Source organism: Helicobacter magdeburgensis, assembly GCF_000765825.2.
Classification (GTDB): Bacteria; Campylobacterota; Campylobacteria; order Campylobacterales; family Helicobacteraceae; genus Helicobacter_C; species Helicobacter_C magdeburgensis.
In genome coordinates this window covers 124,062-140,803 of record NZ_JRPE02000001.1, presented here as the reverse complement: position 1 = coordinate 140,803, position 16,742 = coordinate 124,062, and the positions used below count along the sequence as shown (strand labels likewise).

The following is a 16,742-nucleotide window of genomic DNA, read 5'->3' as shown; positions in this document are numbered from 1 at the left end:
TTTTTACAAAGGCGAGTAAATCTCATTGCCAATGCTTTTATACCGCTCCCAATAAAAGTCAGCAAAAGATCTAACTTGCGGATTTGTAGCGTGATAGCCATTGCGATTGATAAAGCGTTCAAGCCACGCATTTGCTGGGAGCTTTTGTATATAATGCTTAGCCAAAGATGTGTAAGTGTGCTGATACCACTCTATGAGCCTAACATAATGTTCTTTGTGAATCTGCAAATGCGGTGTTTGTGCCTTATCAAAGCTTAATGCCCCGCTTTCAAATAATCCGCTTAAATGCAATAGCCCCTCACAATAATACGCCCGAACTTCCAAGCTCTCTCTCCACGCCATAAGCCCAATACAACGCCTAATGTGATCTTCAAGCAAAGATTCTAAAATTTTATCCATTCCCCCTAAACTTTTTTCATAAGCAAGAATCTCTTTCAAATCTTTGCAATCCGCAGAATCTTGCCCCATATTTTTTGCTTTCTCATAGTGTAAAAACCACGCTACAAGCCCACCGCAAGTAGCCTTAAATTCTTCTATATTTTTGAACTCTCCATCAATATTCATAAGCCCTTCACTCTGCCAATCCACCCACAAAATATGCCCAAATTCGTGTCCATTCGTGCTAATGTCATACACAAAGTGCCAAAGCCTTTCATTATGAAATAAAATCTCACGCCACTTCTCCAAAAGCTCTGCCCCGAAAAATTCTACATTAATTTTCATCTGCGGTTTGGCTTTAGCTTGATTGATGATTCTATCTGGGAAAGCAAAGATCTTTTTGCCCTTTTGACTGGAGATTGTCTCATCATTTGGCACCACTTGTGCGGAAAATAGCCCATTATTCTCCGCTCCATAATACAAAAGCGGCAGTGAGTTATACAAGCTTGTTTGCTTAAATGCACAAGTAATGGCATTATAAAGCCTAAAATCTAACTCTAATTCTTGGCTCAAGCTTTGAAACATTGCCCCCACAAGATTTTTAGCATAGCTTTTTGTTTCATTCTTTTTATTTTCTAGGCGTAAATCCCACTCTGGTGCGACACTATGGCGATAAATATCTTCATAATATTCAAAGGGGTGAGCGATTTGCAAAGGTGTTTTGATAGCCATCCACGCTAAATCTACTTCCTGCCATTGCTTGATGAGATTTTGGCTTTCACTCTCTCTCCACGCTTTTATAAGTGCGTTAAAATAGGTAATATAAGCATCTTTTACGTGATATATAGAATCTTCTAGCAAACTAAGATTTTCAATACTCTGCTTCAAAGATTTAATAATACACTCCACTTCTTGTGGGAATGCCTTGATATAAGGCTGTGAGATAAACTTTGTGCCAACTTGCAATGGGATAGAGTAGCACCGCCCGATATACACGCCATTTTCATCTCTATCAAGGCTAGATTCTAGAAACTGCCTTGTCTCTTGTGTGCTTTTGTGGGAGTCTGCGGTGTTGGCTTGGTCATTTGCATTGAGCAAACTCCCTTCACCCCCACCTTGAGAGCCCAAAAAATCATCACAAGATATTTCTGCAGAATCTAGGTTTGCGGGAGATTCTACGAAGCTATATGTTTTCTCAAAGTCTCGGTTTATCTTATCAATCAGTCGTTTTTGCCACGATACAAAAAAGCCATTCATCGCAAGTCCAACGCGATGTGTGCTAGATAGAATCTCCCTATAAAAAGCACTTAAAAGCCCCTTTTGCTCTATGCTTTGCAAAAGGCTTTCAAACTGCCCTTGGTAGAATCTCATCACAAAATCAAGGAGCATATATCGTGCTTTGTCAATCTCATATTCTTTGTTTTCGCTCTCCGCATATTGCGTTTGTAAAATCTGCACGATTTTATCTTCTCGCAGATTTACTATACGCTCACACAACGCCATAAGGGTTGATTGACTAGGTTCAAGGTTACATTGCTTACTTAAATCACATAAAATCTTGTGTTTAGGTGAATCCTGCTGTGTTATAGCGTCAAAAAATGTATAAATCTCCCTGCTTTGAATCTGGCTTAGTTCATAAATCTGTGTAAGCTCATTTTCAAATACTGCTTTTGATTTTTCCATAATATCTCCTTAGTTTTTGCTTGTGTGGGATAAATTAGCAAAACTCTGCCATAATATCGCTGAATAAATGTTAAGCAAAGGCTTATGAATTTAAGGGGAGCTTATGGATTCTCGTTTTGAACGCATTATTAGACAAAATCAGCTTAAAACCTATGCTGTTTTGTGCGTGTATATTGCCATTTTTGTTTTTATCGGGTTGTTGGCGGATATTATTCGGCTAAATAGCGAGAGTTTGCAGGAGGGATTCTATCTTTTGCTGACCTTGCAGGAATTCCCCCTTATCACTTTTATAATGGGCGTTGTGGCATTTGGCGTGATTATGTATAGCGTGGGGCAGTTTTCACGCATTATGCTAAGTGGCAATGAGTATAAACGCATAAATCCAAATCTCGTGCTTTCCCGCAGAGAATCCACACTCTATGGCGTTTTTAGCGATTTGCTTAAAAGTGCAAATTGCCCTTTTGAACCAGCATTATATATCATAGAAGCCCCATATATGAATGCCTTTGCAAGTGGGTGGAATGAAAAAAACTCTATGATTGCTATCACTTCTACACTTTTAGAGCGATTAAAAGAAGATGAGCTAAAAGCCGTCATCGCCCACGAGCTAAGCCATATACGGCACGGCGATGTGAGGCTTACAATGTGTGTTGGGATTTTAAGCAATATTATGCTTTTGGGGGTGAATATCTTTGCCTTTTATTTCAGTAGCTCAAACTCTCAAGGAGCTCGTGTAGCTAGGAATATCCTGCTTGTGTTGCAGTTTATTTTGCCACTGCTTACAATGGTGCTAAGCCTGTTTATCTCTCGTAATCGTGAGTATATGGCGGATTCTGGTGCGGCGTATTTGATGAGAGATAGTGAGCCGATGATTAGGGCGTTACAAAAGATTAGCCAAGATTATGCGCAAAACACTTACACAGAGCCAAATCCTACGCGTGCAAGTGCGTATCTTTTTGACACAAGCGAGATTTTAAGCACACATCCTAGCATACAAAATCGTATTAAGTCTTTGCTAGGACAGAGATTTTGAGTAGGCATTCAGTATTGAGCGAATCTTGCGGGAGTAGCGAAAAATCCAAAAACGCAGAATCTCAAGCCGATTTCACAATGGCAGAATCTCGCCACTCTCGTGGTGCGACAACAAGGCTAACTTACGCTTAAAGTATATCTTTAAGCGTGTAAAATTAAATCGCGTGAAACGCAAACCTATAAAAGCGTTGTAGGGGTGGGGGATTTTTAAGGGGGAGGGAGCGACTTCGCAATTTAAGCCCCTCCCCCTTAAAAAAAAAACAGAAAAACAGAAACTAGCGTTCAAAACCACTTTTTATGAAAAGAAAAAAGTAAAAACACTCTCTCACAACATAAAGATACTTCGCTTTTTTCAAAGGTTCAATACGACAAAAACGCAGAATCTCAACTAAAGCTTACGCTTCGGTATGATAAAAGCTTAGAATCTTAGGTAAAATCTTATTATCAAAATTTACAAAGGAGTGGCAAATGAAAACACCACAAGATAAAGCCTTAGAGCAAAATTCAAAGGCGTTTTTTGAATCTTTATGTGCGTTTGTAGGGGAAGATTCTAAACGAGAGGGGATAGAATCCACACCAAAGCGTATTGCTACAAGCTTTGCAGAAATGCTAGATGGATATGCCCAAAGCCCCAAAGATGCCCTAGGCAGTGTCTTTGAAGATGGCGTATGTGATGAAATGATAGTGCTTAAAAAACTGCCCTTTTATTCTATGTGCGAACATCATCTTTTGCCTTTTTTTGGCTTTATATCCATAGGCTATATTCCTGATTCTAAACTCGTGGGGATTAGTGGCTTGGCACGACTAGCGGAAGTTTTCACACATCGTTTGCAGATTCAAGAGCAGCTTACAGCGCAAATTGCTAATGCACTGATGAGTGAGCTAAGCCCTAAGGGTGTAATGGTGGTATGTGAAGCAAGACATTTATGCCTTGAAATGCGAGGGAAGCAAAGGCAGTCGCACATCATCACTTCTGCGTTGCGTGGGCTATTTAAGAAAGATTCTAAAACTCGTGCAGAGTTTATGCAACTGCTGAATAATCCTTAAAAACAAGGATAATCTTTATTTGACATTTTGTGAAATAGTGCTTAGTTTGTGGGGATTCTGCCCATATTTTACATAAATTTTACATTTAGCCTTGACATTTTATACATTTTCTAATGATAATGGCACTAGTTCAAACTTGAACTACAATCCTAAACAACTCTTAATGGAGGTTTTTTATGAAAAAGATAGTTGTAAGCAGTGCTTTATCGGCTCTTCTTGTGTTGCCAGCAATGGCTTTTGAAGTATATAACAACGATGACACAAAGGTTGATGTATATGGATCAATCCGTGGTTATGTGGGCTATGGTGAAAGTGGCAAAGCTGGAGCTGATGCAGGATACCTTATTGGGATTCAAAATAACTCACAATTTGGTGTGAAATTCCAAAAAGATAAGTTTAAAGCAAATGTAGAGTGGGGTGCAGTAGAAGATGGTGTGGCTGTAGATGGTGTAGGCACAGGTTGGAGACAATATTGGGGATCTTATACAACTTCAGCAGGGACAATCCTATTTGGTAAGACAAATACGCCAACGATTGATAATGGCTTTACAAACGACTTCTTTAACAACGACAATGGCTCAAGTGGCTTTGGTGGTATCGCTACTGGAAGCAGAAAGATTCAGATTCAATATAATGTAGCTGGACTAAGCCTAGCTCTTGTGGAAGATAAAGTGGGCAATGGAAGAAGTGCTGGTGCTAAAGATGGGCAGCCAAATCAAGAATCTCCTCGTATCGCTGCGAGCTATTCAATCAACGATGAAAAAGGCAAACCTACTTTTAAAGTAGCGGCGACTTATAAATACTACAATTCTGGCACAATTCAAACTGGTGTGCCTGATGGGACAAGTGCATATCACGCTTGGATAGGCTATAAACCTACATTTGGTGGCTCTTTCCTTTCAATGATGGCACATTATGGTAAAAATGGGAATCTCTATGGCGAGCAACTCACAAGAATAAGTGCAGGTGCTTATCAGCATACCACACTTGATGTAGCTGGGTTAGATGCACAAAGAGCGGGTGCTAGAGTGGAGTTTGGCACAAAGCTTTCTGATGATATGAGTGTTATTATCGGTGCTGGGTATCAAGCGACATTTGGTGGAAAAGGACAAGAAAAGGCTGTAACGACTGCTTCTGGAGCAACTAAAGATTCAATGATTCATAGTTATTCAGCATTTATTCAGCTTCCTTACAAAGTTAGCTCAAACTTTACTTTTGCTCCACAAATCAGTTATTATCAAACAATTGAGGGAACAGATGGCATTAGCTCACACGCTACGGCTTATCAGGCTGACAGGACTAAAGGCTTTAGTGGCAAAGAAACAGGTGTTATCGCTGCTGCTAGAATCAAATGGGATTTCTAATCCTTGTTTTGTTTCCTTTAAGAAAGGTGCCATTTGGCACCTTTTGCTTTTTCTCATATCTTTTGTTTTACTTCCTTTTATTTTAAAGTTTCATATCACATTTAGCACTTTAGGCTTATAATACTGCTTTTCTCACATTTTTTCTTAGGATTTTTCTATGGCATTTGATTTTGGTATGGATATAAGTGCAGGTATGGTTTGTTTTCTTATTTTAGCGGCATTTGTGGCGGGATTTGTAGATTCTATAGCTGGAGGGGGCGGAATGATAACTATCCCTGCCCTGCTTTTTGCTGGAATCCCACCGCTTCAAGCCCTAGGGACAAATAAGTTTCAAAGCTGTTTTGGGAGCTTTGGGGCGAGCTTGCATTTTTACAAAAGGGGGCATATTGATTTAAAAGGAAGTGTTGGCTTTGTGTGTGTGGTTTTTCTTAGCTCTATGCTTGGGAGTGTATGTGTGGGGCTTTTTGAGAGTGATTTTTTGCGTAAATGTATCCCGTTTTTACTCATTATTTTTGCTTTTTATTTTCTATTTTCACCAAAAATCACGCAAGATTCTAGCAAGGCAGTGCTAGGCAGTGTGGGGCTTGGCTTTGTGCTAGGCATAATTGGCTTTTATGATGGCTTTTTTGGTCCGGGGACTGGCTCGTTTTTAATGCTTTCTCTCATTACGCTTGGGGGCTTTTCACTGCTTCAAGCCTTGGCACACGCAAAGCTTTTTAATTTTGCTACAAATCTTGCTTCAATGCTTATCTTTGCCTTTGGGGGGCATATTTTGTGGATTGTGGGTTTATGTATGGCATTGGGGCAGTTTGCAGGGGCGAGTCTAGGCTCACGAGTGGCTATTGGCTATGGAGTGAAGATTATAAAACCCCTTGTGGTGTGCGTGTCTTTAGCCGCGTGTGTGAATCTGCTGTATAAAGAATTTTTCACTTCACTTTGATTTCATTTTAAAAGTATAAACTTCTCGTGTCTGTAAGGGACAAATTTATATAAAGGAGTTTTTATGAAACTTAAAATATGTGTGTTGGCTGTGGCTTTTGGCGGTTTGCTGTGTGTGAATGCGGCGGATTTTAGTAAGAAAAGTGATAAGGAGCTTATCTCACTTTCTGGCGTAGTGAAGGTTGAAGAATTTGCTGACTATGAGCTTGAGATAGCAAAGCGAATGAAAGCTAAAAGTGAAAAAGAGGCAAAAGACTTTAGAGAGAAGCTCAAAGCACAATATGAAAAGGCTACTGAAAATATGAGCGTGAAGCAATACCGCGAGTATAAGAGGGCTACGCACGAGGCAATGAAAAAGCGTGTGGAAAAGATGAGTGAAAAAGAGCTAAAAGAGAGTGGATTGCCACCGCACAAGCACTTGAAAGCGTGTAAGGGTGAATGCAAGGATACAAAGCATTGTGAGCCAAAAAAGAAATAAAAAACTTGCCTTGCAATGATAATGAAAGGTGGCAAAGCTAACTACGCTTAAAGTATAGCTACGCAGATTCTAAAAACGCAGAATCTCGAGCAAATGCCACAATGGCAGAATCTCGCCCCTCTCGTGGTGCGAAAAATCGGATTCAAGGTGGCAGTAGTGCCACCGCCGATTTGAAGCTAGAGAGGGATAAGCGAGGTCTCCCCCTTAGCCCCAAAAAAGTCTCCGCTTTTTTGGGGCTAAGGGGGACGGAAGGGGGATAAACCCTTTTTTGCAAAAATAGTGAAAATATAAAATCTAACAAAGATATTTCGCCTATGGCTCAATATGACAAAGGCTTAGAATCTCAGTGGATTCTATAATCATTAAAGTGGCAAAGTCGTGTTTTACCACAATACTGCTATACTTAGCTTATAATGAGCGTAAAAAAGCAAAAGTGCAAAAAGGAACAAAAGGGAAGTAAAAGATGTCGGCAAAGATTTTATTACTAGAAGATGACTTTGTGCTAAGTGAGATTCTGCTTGAGTTTTTAAACGAGCAGGGCTATGATGTGAAGCTTTGTGATAATGCTAAAGATGCGTTAAATTGTGCTTATGAGCAGCATTTTGATTTGTGGATTTTTGATGTGAAAGTGCCTTTGGGTAATGGATTTGATATACTAAAAGAGCTTAGGGAGTGTGGGAAAAACACACCGAGCATTTTTATCACTTCGCTTGATAGGATTGATGATTTACAAAGTGGCTATAAGGCGGGGTGTGATGACTATCTCAAAAAGCCCTTTGAGCTTTTGGAGCTACAATATCGTATCCGCACATTGCTGAAACGCTCTTTTTCCCATACGCATACGGAATATGTGAAGCTACATAATGGTATGAAGTTTGGAATCTTAACGCAACTGCTCTATGATGAGCATAACGCCATTGTGCCTTTGACACAAAAAGAGAGCCTTTTGCTTTCACTGCTTTTACAACACAAGGGGAGCTATGTCTCCCAAGAGATGATTTTTGATACTCTGTGGGAATACGAGCAAGAGCCAAGTGAAATGAGTTTGCGTGCGTATGTGAAAAATCTGCGTAAGATTCTAGGTAAAGATAGCATTGTCAATCAACGCGGCAGAGGGTATTGCTATGGTGGATATTGCTATAATGAAAACAACAATGTGGAGTAGGTGTTTTGAGTGAGAATGCAAAGAGTATCATTAAGATTCTAAGTCTGTATCTGGGGACAACAGGCATTTTTTTATGCGTGTTTTTTTGGTTTTCTTATGCCAAAGAAGCGCGACATTTGATAGCAAATCAAGTCAGTGAGTTGCGTGAGATAAGCCTTGAAGTATATGAGATTTTACATAATAATAAAGATGACTTGCAAGCTGGGCTTACGCAGATTCAAAGTGAGATTAGCACACCGCTTAGAATCTACAATAAAAAAGGTGCGGTTTTGTATGATACATTGAAAGTAAAGCTTAGTCAAAGTGAGATAGAAGAGGGCTTTGCTATGCGTGGGGAATATGTGATTATTGAGCCTTCAATGCACGAAAAGATTCCAAAAGCTCATAAGAGTAAGAAGAATCTTGTATCAAAATACCGCGATAATGCGAGATATAAGATTTTCATACAAGATGCTTCTTTAGAATCTCAAATGTTTGTTTTGCGACTAAAGATGATAGGGTATTTTTTGCTCTCACTTTTTGTGGTGGGCGTGGTGGCGTATTTTTTGGTTAAGCTCTCTTTAAAGCCTATGCAGCAAAGGATTAATTCCTTGAATGCTTTTATTAAAGATTCTACCCACGAGATAAACACACCTTTAAGCATTATTCTAATGAGTATTGAGACGCTTTCACTTGATAATCTTACCCCCACACAAGCCCAAAAAATAGAGCGGATTAAACTTGCCTCTAAAAGTCTAAGTCATATTTATAGAATCTTAGTGGCGTATAACTTCCCCCATAGCATAAGCCATAAGTGTGAAAATCTTGCTTTACATACTCTATTGCAGGAGCGGCTGGAGTATTTCTCGCCATTTTTTGAGCAAAAGGCTTTGTGCGTGGGAGTTAGGGCAGAATCTAGCTATATTTTTGCGAGTGCGGAAAAGATGAGCTGTGTGCTTGACAATCTCTTAAGCAATGCGATTAAATACAATAAAAAGGGTGGGGAGATTGAGATTGTTTTAGGGCAGGGGCGTTTAAGCATTAGCGATAGTGGCTGTGGTATGGCGGATTCTCAAAAGGGTAGAATCTTTGAACGATATGTGCGGTGCAATGACTATCAAGGGGGCTTTGGCATAGGGCTAACATTGGTAAAAAGAATTTGCGATGAGTATGACATAGATATAGAAGTGCAAAGTCAGCAGGGCAGGGGAAGTCGCTTTACTTTAATATGGAAACAAGAAAATAAGGGGTAAAAAACTTTTTATTTAAAAGTGGATATAATGCTTTTAGGGGTTGCCTCAAGGGGCGGCTTCCCCCTGAGTAGCAACCTACTTCTTTATAAAGGAGGTTGCGATGTGTAAGATTTGCACAAAAATCTTAGTCGCCATTATACTACTATGCATTATAGTAGTCAAGTGCCACTAAGATAATTAAAAGCAGATACATTCTCAAGGTGTATCTGTGAATCTTACACGCCCCCTACTTGAGCTTGGTTTATCTAAAGATTCTATAAATAATATCAAGGATTGTGTATGCAAGAAACAATTATTATGATTGAAAAAATCGTGCTTTCATCTATTTTTTTCTCGCCTGAAAAGTTTGAAGAGATTGCTGCAGAGTTGAGTGCTAAGGACTTTTTATATCCGGTGCATAGGGATATTTTTGCAATGTGTGAGATTTTGAATAAAGAGAATCTGCCTATTGATAGTGAGTTTATCCTAGCTAAGAAACCTGCAAATAAGAAAATCACGCAAGAAGAGCTGCTTGAGATTCAAGCTATTAATCCTATTGCGAATATTGAAGCCTATATTGATGAGATTAAAGAGGCAAGTATCAAGCGTGAAATGCACTCTTTGGCTAATCTTTTGCGTGAAAAATCACTTGATAATAATCAAAGTGTGGAAGAGATTGTTGATGAAGTGAGTAGGAAACTTAGCGATATGAGCTTGGGAAAATCAAATGATGATGTGTATGACGCAGGGCAGGTGGCGAGAGATGTAATGGATCATATCATAGAGCTTAAAAATCGTGGGAATCTTGAGCTAACCGGACTTGACACAGGCTTTAAAAAGCTAAATCGCTTTACAACAGGTTTTAATGAAGGGGATTTAATCATCATAGGTGCGCGTCCGTCTATGGGGAAGACGACTTTTGTGTTAAATCTCGCTCAACATTTTTTAGATAACAATAAGGGTGTAGTGATTTTTAGCCTTGAAATGCCTTATTTGCAGTTAGGTATGAGAATGCTAAGTGCAAAGGCATCAATCCCCTTGCAGAATCTCCGCATAGCAAATCTTACTGAGAATGAGATAAGTGAGCTAAGTGGTGTGGTGGATAAACTAGCAAATCAGCCTTTGCAGATTGTAGATGCCTCTTCGCTTAGTATCGCTCAACTCAAAGGGCGACTGCGTAGGCTCAAAAAGCAGAATCCGCAAATAAGTGTGGCGATTATTGATTATTTACAGCTGATGAATGGTGGTAAGGGGGAGATAGGCAAACAAGTGGAAGTCTCTGAAATCTCACGCGGACTTAAGATGTTAGCAAGGGAGCTTTCAATGCCAATCATCGCCCTATCTCAACTTAATCGCCTTGTGGAATCTCGCGATGATAAGCGTCCTATTTTGTCAGATTTGCGAGATTCTGGAGCTATAGAGCAAGATGCTGATGTGATTTTGTTTCTTTATCGCGATGATGTGTATGCAAGACGAGCGGATAAGGAGCGATATGCAAGGCTTAAAAAAGAGGGTAAGGAAAAGGACTTTAAGCCCGAGCATACTGAGCGTGAGATTGAACCAGCAGAGATTATTATCGCTAAAAACCGCAATGGTGAGATAGGCAATGTGGAGATTCAGTTTAATAAAAAATTTACGCGTTTTGAGGATAAGCCTGAAGAATACAGCCACGAGATGACGCAAACGCGTATTGATGGTGCGGATTTTTTGCAGAATATGGAGCGAAGCACACCACCCCAAAGCCCAACAGATTCTAACTTTGATATGCCCAATGTCTTTTAACAAGTGAATAGCAAAACTCACTCTACACATTCTCCCTTAGCAGTGGAGATTTTACACACAAAAAGGGAGATTTTGGCATTTGTGGGGTTGTGTCTAGCTCTTTTTATGGGTAATATGCTTTTAGAATATAACGCATATCGTGCCTATATCGCCCCGCAAGATACCCAAGAGATTTACGCTCAAGTCATCGCTCAATACACAAAGCACAAAAATAATTCAAGCTATCAAGTTTTAAAGCTAAAGAGCGATAGGGGCGAGATTTTCTACACAACAAGCAAAGAAGATATAAAAGACTTAGCGCATAGATTTGTGAGAATCTATGGCAAAAGGCTAGAATGTGGCTTTGTGGAGTATCTAAAAAGCTGTTTTTTTATCTCTTATCGCATTTCGCTTTTAGCGGATTTGGATTATAGGCAGAGTCTTAGGGCGTATATAGAATCTCAACATAATGAGCCGCTTATTGCTTCGCTGTATAAAACGCTCTTTTTAGCGGACTTTTTGCCCCATACTTGGCGAGATTTAAGTAATAAATTAGGCATAGCTCATCTCATTGCCATTAGTGGCTTTCACTTGGGAATCTTAAGCCTTGTGCTTGGAGGGCTTTTGGGCTTTGTGTATGGGAGATTCCATAGATTTATAAGCTATCGCAACAAATATTTTGATATTGGAATCTTGCTGTGTGCGGTGCTATTTTTATATTTGCTTGTGCTTGATTTTACACCTTCTTTTTTAAGAGCGTATGTGATGAGTGTGTGCGGATTTGTAGCTATTTTTAGCGGGATAAATTTGCTAAGCTTTAGGCTACTTTTTGTAGTGGTAGCTTTGTGTTTGGCTTTATTCCCGAGATTAATTTTTTCTGTGGGTTTTGGGCTATCTGTTAGCGGAGTGTTTTTTATCTATCTCTTTGCGAAGTTTAGCAAGATTCAAAAATGGCGGGGTGTTATGGGGAAGTTTGTGCTACTGCCTTTATGGTTTAATACGCTGATTTTTTTAGATATGCTTGTTTTGGTGCATTGGTTTTTTCCTTATTTCACACCTTTAAATATGCTTAGTATTCCTTTAAGTTTGCTTTTTGTGGTGTTTTTCCCTTGTATGCTTGTGGCTCATATTTTGGGCTTTGGTTGGCTGTATGATGGGGTTTTGCAATGGGCTATGGGTTTAAGGCTAGATTCTATTGAGTTTTTTACACCGATTTGGCTTTTATGTCTATTTTTGCTTTTATGTGTTTTGGCTATGCGTTTTAGAATAGCCTATATTGCCTTGCACTGCGTGGGGCTAGGCTTTTTTAGCTTTTTATGTATGCGGTTTATGAATCTAGCTTATGGGCTGTGAGCGTGTAATAGATAGATTTTGCTTTGCCTAGCTTTTTGTGATTAAGGCAAAGGAGCTTATTATGAGCTACGGCTAGAAAAATGCAGTCAAAATAGGCTAAGGGCAGCTCATCTAAAAGTGAGATTTGATACTGCCTTAGCACTTCTTGCTTATTTGCCACAGGGTCATACACATCTACTTTTAGCCCAAAAGATTCTAGCTCCTTTTTCACAATGGGGACTTTGGAATTTCGTATATCAGGGCAGTTTTGCTTGAAAGTGATGCCAAGGATTAAAACTTTTGCGTTTAGAATCTCAATGCCATTTTGAATAAGTAGTTTGATGATTTTCTGTGCGATAAAATGTGGCATATTGTCATTAATGAGCCGCCCAGAGCTAATCACTTGCGGGTGATAGCCGATACTATGAAGCTTATGCGTGAGATAATAGGGATCTACGCTTATGCAATGCCCCCCAACAAGCCCGGGTGTGAAAGGCAGAAAATTCCACTTTGTCTTTGCCGCTTCAAGCACTTCTAGGGCGTCAATCTGCAGGGCATCGCAAATCATATACATTTCATTGATAAAGGCGATGTTTAAATCGCGTTGAGCGTTTTCTATGATTTTTGTCATTTCGGCGGTTTTGATTGATGAGACGCAAAAAGTCCCGGCTGTGATGATTGAGCTATATAGGCTATCAATAAAGTGTGCTACTTGTTTTGTGCTACCGGAAGTGATTTTTTGAATCTGCGTGAGTGTGTGGGAGCTATCGCTTGGGTTAATGCGTTCAGGCGAGTAGCCAAGGTAAAAGTCAGTGTTGAAAGTGAGATTTGAGCTTTTTTCTAAGGCGTTTTTGCATTCATTTTCCGTGCAGGTGGGGTAGGTGGTAGATTCATAAATGACAATATTACCTTTTTGTAAAACCTTGCCTACAAGCTTACTTGCGTGAATCAGGGCGGAGAGATCTGGCGTTTTATTTTCTGTAATAGGTGTAGGCACACAGATGATGTAAATATTTGCGTGTGCGATGTGCGAGAGATTATGCGTGAAGCTAAGATTTGGGGAGTTTTGTAGCTCTTGTTTGCTTACTTGCTGTGTGCTATCAAAGCTAGATTTTAGCTCATCAATACGCTGTGGATTTATATCAAAGCCAATGGTGGGGTAGATTTTGCTAAAAGCCACAGACAAGGGCAAACCAACATAGCCTAAGCCGATGATAGCGATATGTGCATTTTGAAGCGTGGGGAAAGGCATTTCATACCTTTAAGATTCTATTGTCATCAAGGCGATAAGCGGTGTTATCATAACTATCATAGGCTAGATTGTCTTTATTAAATGTAAGCCTATTTCCTGCCTTATCTACCCAAGCGATTTGCCTTGCAGGATTCCCCACGCACAAGGCAAAGTCCGGCACATTTTTTGTTACCACACTTCCTGCACCAATGAGTGCATACTCGCCAATTTCCACACCGCAGATGATTGTCGCATTAGCCCCGATGGAAGCCCCGTTTTTGATAAGGGTAGGGCGGAAGCCATCTTTGCGTGAGATAAAAGCTCTGGGATTAATGACATTTGTAAAAACTACACTGGGTCCCAAGAACACATCATCACAGATTTTTACCCCCTCATATATGCTGATATTATTTTGTGCTTTGAGATTGTCGCCAATGATGACATTTTTGCCTACCATACAATTTTGCCCTAAAGAGCAGTTTTTACCTATAATGCTCCCACTTAGAATATGGCAAAAATGCCAAATCTTACTGCCCTCACCGATGAACACATTTTCATCAATAATGCTACTTTCGTGGATAAAAACCGCCATTTAAAGCCTTTTGTTTAAGGGATGATAATCGCCCTGTAATCCAATGGGCGTGGCATTTCTAATATGATAAGTAAGCTCAATAGCCTTTCTTGAATCTTCACAGCTAAAGCCTTCATTATTGAGAATCTTCGTATAGCTTAGTGTGTGTAAATCATTAAACCCATCGCTAAAGGCAAATTCTTCACCTTGTAAAGATAAGGAGCGATACACTCTTTTATTTTGCTCTCTTATATGCTGGGGCAAAAGATTTTCATCAATGGAGAGAAACCACCTAACCCTTGCCTTTTTTAATATTAGGATTCCACTTACACTTGAATGAGAGCGATAATGCACGATGCTTTGCTCTACATCGCCAAAAATCCAAATCAGCATATCAAAAAAATGCACCCCAACATTAGTCGCAACACCACCACTCTTACTCTCTTCCCCTTTCCACGAGTGAAAATACCACTTGCCCCTAGCGGTAATATAGCTTAAATCAATATCAAACACAGAATCTTTGTTTGATTGCTCTATGCGTGTTTTAAGGGCTAGAATGCTTGGGTGCAAACGGAGTTGCAAAATGCTGTAAATGTGTTTATTTGTTTCATTTTGGGCTGATAAGAGTGCGTCTAGATTCCAAGGATTAAGCACGAGGGGCTTTTCGCAAATCGCTGAAGCACCATTCCGCAGGGCAAGGCGGATATGCGTATCGTGCAGATGATTTGGAGAACAGATACTAAGATAATCAAGCGGTGTGCTATTGCGTTTGAGTTTGTCAAGGTGGCGTTCAAAGCGTTCGGATTCTGTAAAAAAATCAGCCTGTGGGAAATAGCTATCTAAGATTCCCACAGAATCGTGTTTGTCAATCGCACAAAGAAGTGTGCCATTATTTTGCTTAATGGCTTGAAGATGTCTAGGAGCGACAAAGCCGCCCACACCGACTAATCCAAAGGTTTTGCTAGGCGTTTGGCTCATAAATTATTTAGTATTATTTGTGTTATTTAACTTCAAAATGCACCGGATCAGCTACAAGGCTTTTGAAATTTGGCAAATCTCTAGCCGCTTCTGTGCGTGAGTTATACGGACCGATGAGATATTTTGTCGTTTGTTGTCCATTGCTTGATGTCCCTGCATATACGCGGTAGCTGTAATTGCCTATTTTCTTTAAAAATTCTTCACTTGGTTTGTTGGCAAAAGAGCCTACTTGCACATAAAAGCCTTTTGTAGCGACTTGCCCATTTTTTGAGCGATCCATAGGCGAAGTGGTAGCAGGGGAGGTGGCGACACCTTCAAAAGCATTGGCAACGCTATTTGTAGGCGTAGCTGTTTGGGTAGGCTGTGGCTTTGGTGTTTGAGTTTGAGTAGGTGCTGGAGCGGATTTGGCTGGCTCTGGCTTTTTAGTTGTATTTATAGAATTCGCGTTACTTGCTGTTTGAGCTGGTTTAGACGGCTCTGGTTTTTTGGTTGATGTTGTGTTGTTTGGCAATACAGGTTGATTTTGATTTGTTTGCTGTGTAGGCTTAGGCTGGGTGGTTTGTTGCGTAGGTTTGGGTTGGTTTTGTGTAGGTGTTGTGAGCGGTGGAGTGCTAGGAGCAGTGGGCTGCTGTGTTGTGTCTTGTGCCACTTGGTTATTTGAATCGCCATTGCGGTTGCGAATATCATCAAGAATCTGTTGAAACCTATCATCGCTACCTGTATTATTGTCAATAGGCACATTTACAAAACCACCATTTTGTGGCTCTTGGATAGGGGTAGATCCCATTGAGGTTAAGCCGTTGTTGTCTGCTATGGTTTTTTCACTAAGATCCTCTTCACCACGGGTGATAACAAAAATCACCGCAATTAGAATACATAAAATGATGATAGCTACTCCCACCATCATCATAAGCTTTTTGGTGCGATTTTGTTGTTGCAAATCATCATCATTGATTAAAATATCATTTAATTCTCGTTTTGTTTCCATTTTTTCTCCTTAGTTTAGGGTTTTTTTGCTTACATATGTCTTGCCCAAGATGCCCCACGCTCTTTTGCATAGACATCATAGGGTAGGCACAAAATATTAAAATGTGGAGGCATTTCATCATTTGGAAATACTCTCCATTCCTTTGGGCAATGCTGGGCTAACTTCATTGAAAGCGTTTTAATAAGTCGCTTACCCTCGTTAATCTCCGTATGTCCTTTATGCACATAAAGATGTAAATGTCCCGGGGTCTTTGTAGAAAAAGCAGTAAAGTTCAAAAAGCCCTCTTCACGCAAAAGCAGCTGCGCACGATGATAGAATCTCTCGGGATTCCGCCCATTGTAGTCAAAGACGATATTTTCAACCTTCGTGCCTTTGCCAAGCAAAAGTGAATGAGCAATTGTAATCTCTTTGCGAAAATGCTTGTTAATCAGCATAGAAGTCAGCATAGAATCCACTCGCTCATATTTATCATAGAGAATTCTTCCCATATGACTTACCTTTTTACCTAGTCCGCTGACACGCTGATAATAATGGGAAGTATCCATTTTTATCAGTTTCAGATCCATTTCTGTCACAATTTACCC

At 40.0% G+C, this 16,742-nt stretch carries 17 protein-coding genes; 11 read left to right on the top strand and 6 right to left on the bottom strand.

Annotated elements, in window-relative coordinates; genetic code table 11:
• Window positions 1–3: 3 nt before the first annotated feature.
• Window positions 4–2,061 (bottom strand): invasion protein CiaB, encoded by a 2,058-nt coding sequence (gene ciaB / locus LS74_RS00715; protein ID WP_034585637.1) that lies wholly within the window; start codon window positions 2,059–2,061, stop codon window positions 4–6.
• A gap of 103 nt (window positions 2,062–2,164) precedes the next feature.
• On the opposite strand from ciaB, the gene htpX reads away from it, so the two are divergent.
• The 11 genes from htpX (at window position 2,165) to LS74_RS00670 (ending at window position 12,411) form a co-directional block, all read left to right on the top strand.
• Window positions 2,165–3,094 carry a zinc metalloprotease HtpX gene (gene htpX / locus LS74_RS00710; RefSeq protein ID WP_034585639.1) on the top strand — a complete coding sequence of 310 codons (930 nt, stop codon included), beginning with the start codon at window positions 2,165–2,167 and terminating at the stop codon, window positions 3,092–3,094.
• On the top strand, window positions 3,091–3,225 hold the full coding sequence (locus LS74_RS11610) for a hypothetical protein (RefSeq protein ID WP_268903677.1): 135 nt from the start codon (window positions 3,091–3,093) through the stop codon (window positions 3,223–3,225). The genes htpX and LS74_RS11610 overlap by 4 nt, the downstream gene beginning before the upstream one ends.
• A gap of 336 nt (window positions 3,226–3,561) precedes the next feature.
• A complete protein-coding gene (gene folE, locus LS74_RS00705) occupies window positions 3,562–4,140 on the top strand; it encodes a GTP cyclohydrolase I FolE (RefSeq protein WP_034585644.1) in 579 nt (192 codons plus the stop codon).
• Between the two features lie 176 nt (window positions 4,141–4,316).
• Complete coding sequence (locus tag LS74_RS00700) at window positions 4,317–5,504, top strand: porin family protein (RefSeq protein WP_034585647.1); 1,188 nt, start codon at window positions 4,317–4,319, stop codon at window positions 5,502–5,504.
• A 157-nt stretch (window positions 5,505–5,661) separates the two neighbouring features.
• Window positions 5,662–6,444 carry a TSUP family transporter gene (locus LS74_RS00695; RefSeq protein WP_084584208.1) on the top strand — a complete coding sequence of 261 codons (783 nt, stop codon included), beginning with the start codon at window positions 5,662–5,664 and terminating at the stop codon, window positions 6,442–6,444.
• Window positions 6,445–6,507: 63 nt separating this feature from the next.
• The gene (locus LS74_RS00690; protein ID WP_034585650.1) at window positions 6,508–6,921 is read left to right on the top strand and encodes a DUF1104 domain-containing protein; all 414 of its coding nucleotides are present in this window, start codon (window positions 6,508–6,510) and stop codon (window positions 6,919–6,921) included.
• Window positions 6,922–7,022: 101 nt separating this feature from the next.
• On the top strand, window positions 7,023–7,181 hold the full coding sequence (locus LS74_RS10850) for a hypothetical protein (RefSeq protein WP_167480455.1): 159 nt from the start codon (window positions 7,023–7,025) through the stop codon (window positions 7,179–7,181).
• Window positions 7,182–7,384: 203 nt separating this feature from the next.
• On the top strand, window positions 7,385–8,086 hold the full coding sequence (locus LS74_RS00685) for a response regulator transcription factor (protein ID WP_104742914.1): 702 nt from the start codon (window positions 7,385–7,387) through the stop codon (window positions 8,084–8,086).
• Between the two features lie 5 nt (window positions 8,087–8,091).
• Window positions 8,092–9,318 carry a sensor histidine kinase gene (locus tag LS74_RS00680; protein WP_034588914.1) on the top strand — a complete coding sequence of 409 codons (1,227 nt, stop codon included), beginning with the start codon at window positions 8,092–8,094 and terminating at the stop codon, window positions 9,316–9,318.
• Window positions 9,319–9,597: 279 nt separating this feature from the next.
• Complete coding sequence (locus LS74_RS00675; RefSeq protein ID WP_034588913.1) at window positions 9,598–11,079, top strand: replicative DNA helicase; 1,482 nt, start codon at window positions 9,598–9,600, stop codon at window positions 11,077–11,079.
• Window positions 11,080–11,160: 81 nt separating this feature from the next.
• Entirely contained in the window at window positions 11,161–12,411 is a 1,251-nt protein-coding gene (locus LS74_RS00670) for a ComEC/Rec2 family competence protein (protein WP_236096747.1), read from the top strand.
• Here the strand turns inward: LS74_RS00670 and LS74_RS00665 are convergent.
• The 5 genes from LS74_RS00665 to LS74_RS00645 are packed head-to-tail and all read right to left on the bottom strand — an operon-like array spanning window position 12,386 to window position 16,733.
• On the bottom strand, window positions 12,386–13,642 hold the full coding sequence (locus LS74_RS00665; RefSeq protein ID WP_034589400.1) for a nucleotide sugar dehydrogenase: 1,257 nt from the start codon (window positions 13,640–13,642) through the stop codon (window positions 12,386–12,388). The two genes, LS74_RS00670 and LS74_RS00665, sit on opposite strands and share 26 nt — an antisense overlap.
• A 1-nt stretch (window position 13,643) precedes the next feature.
• Entirely contained in the window at window positions 13,644–14,213 is a 570-nt protein-coding gene (locus LS74_RS00660; protein ID WP_034589402.1) for an acyltransferase, read from the bottom strand.
• The gene (locus LS74_RS00655) at window positions 14,214–15,170 is read right to left on the bottom strand and encodes a Gfo/Idh/MocA family oxidoreductase (protein ID WP_138128655.1); all 957 of its coding nucleotides are present in this window, start codon (window positions 15,168–15,170) and stop codon (window positions 14,214–14,216) included.
• 22 nt (window positions 15,171–15,192) lie between these two features.
• Entirely contained in the window at window positions 15,193–16,158 is a 966-nt protein-coding gene (locus LS74_RS00650; protein WP_034589605.1) for an SPOR domain-containing protein, read from the bottom strand.
• A gap of 29 nt (window positions 16,159–16,187) precedes the next feature.
• On the bottom strand, window positions 16,188–16,733 hold the full coding sequence (locus LS74_RS00645; RefSeq protein ID WP_034589604.1) for a DUF1882 domain-containing protein: 546 nt from the start codon (window positions 16,731–16,733) through the stop codon (window positions 16,188–16,190).
• Window positions 16,734–16,742 lie beyond the last annotated feature (9 nt).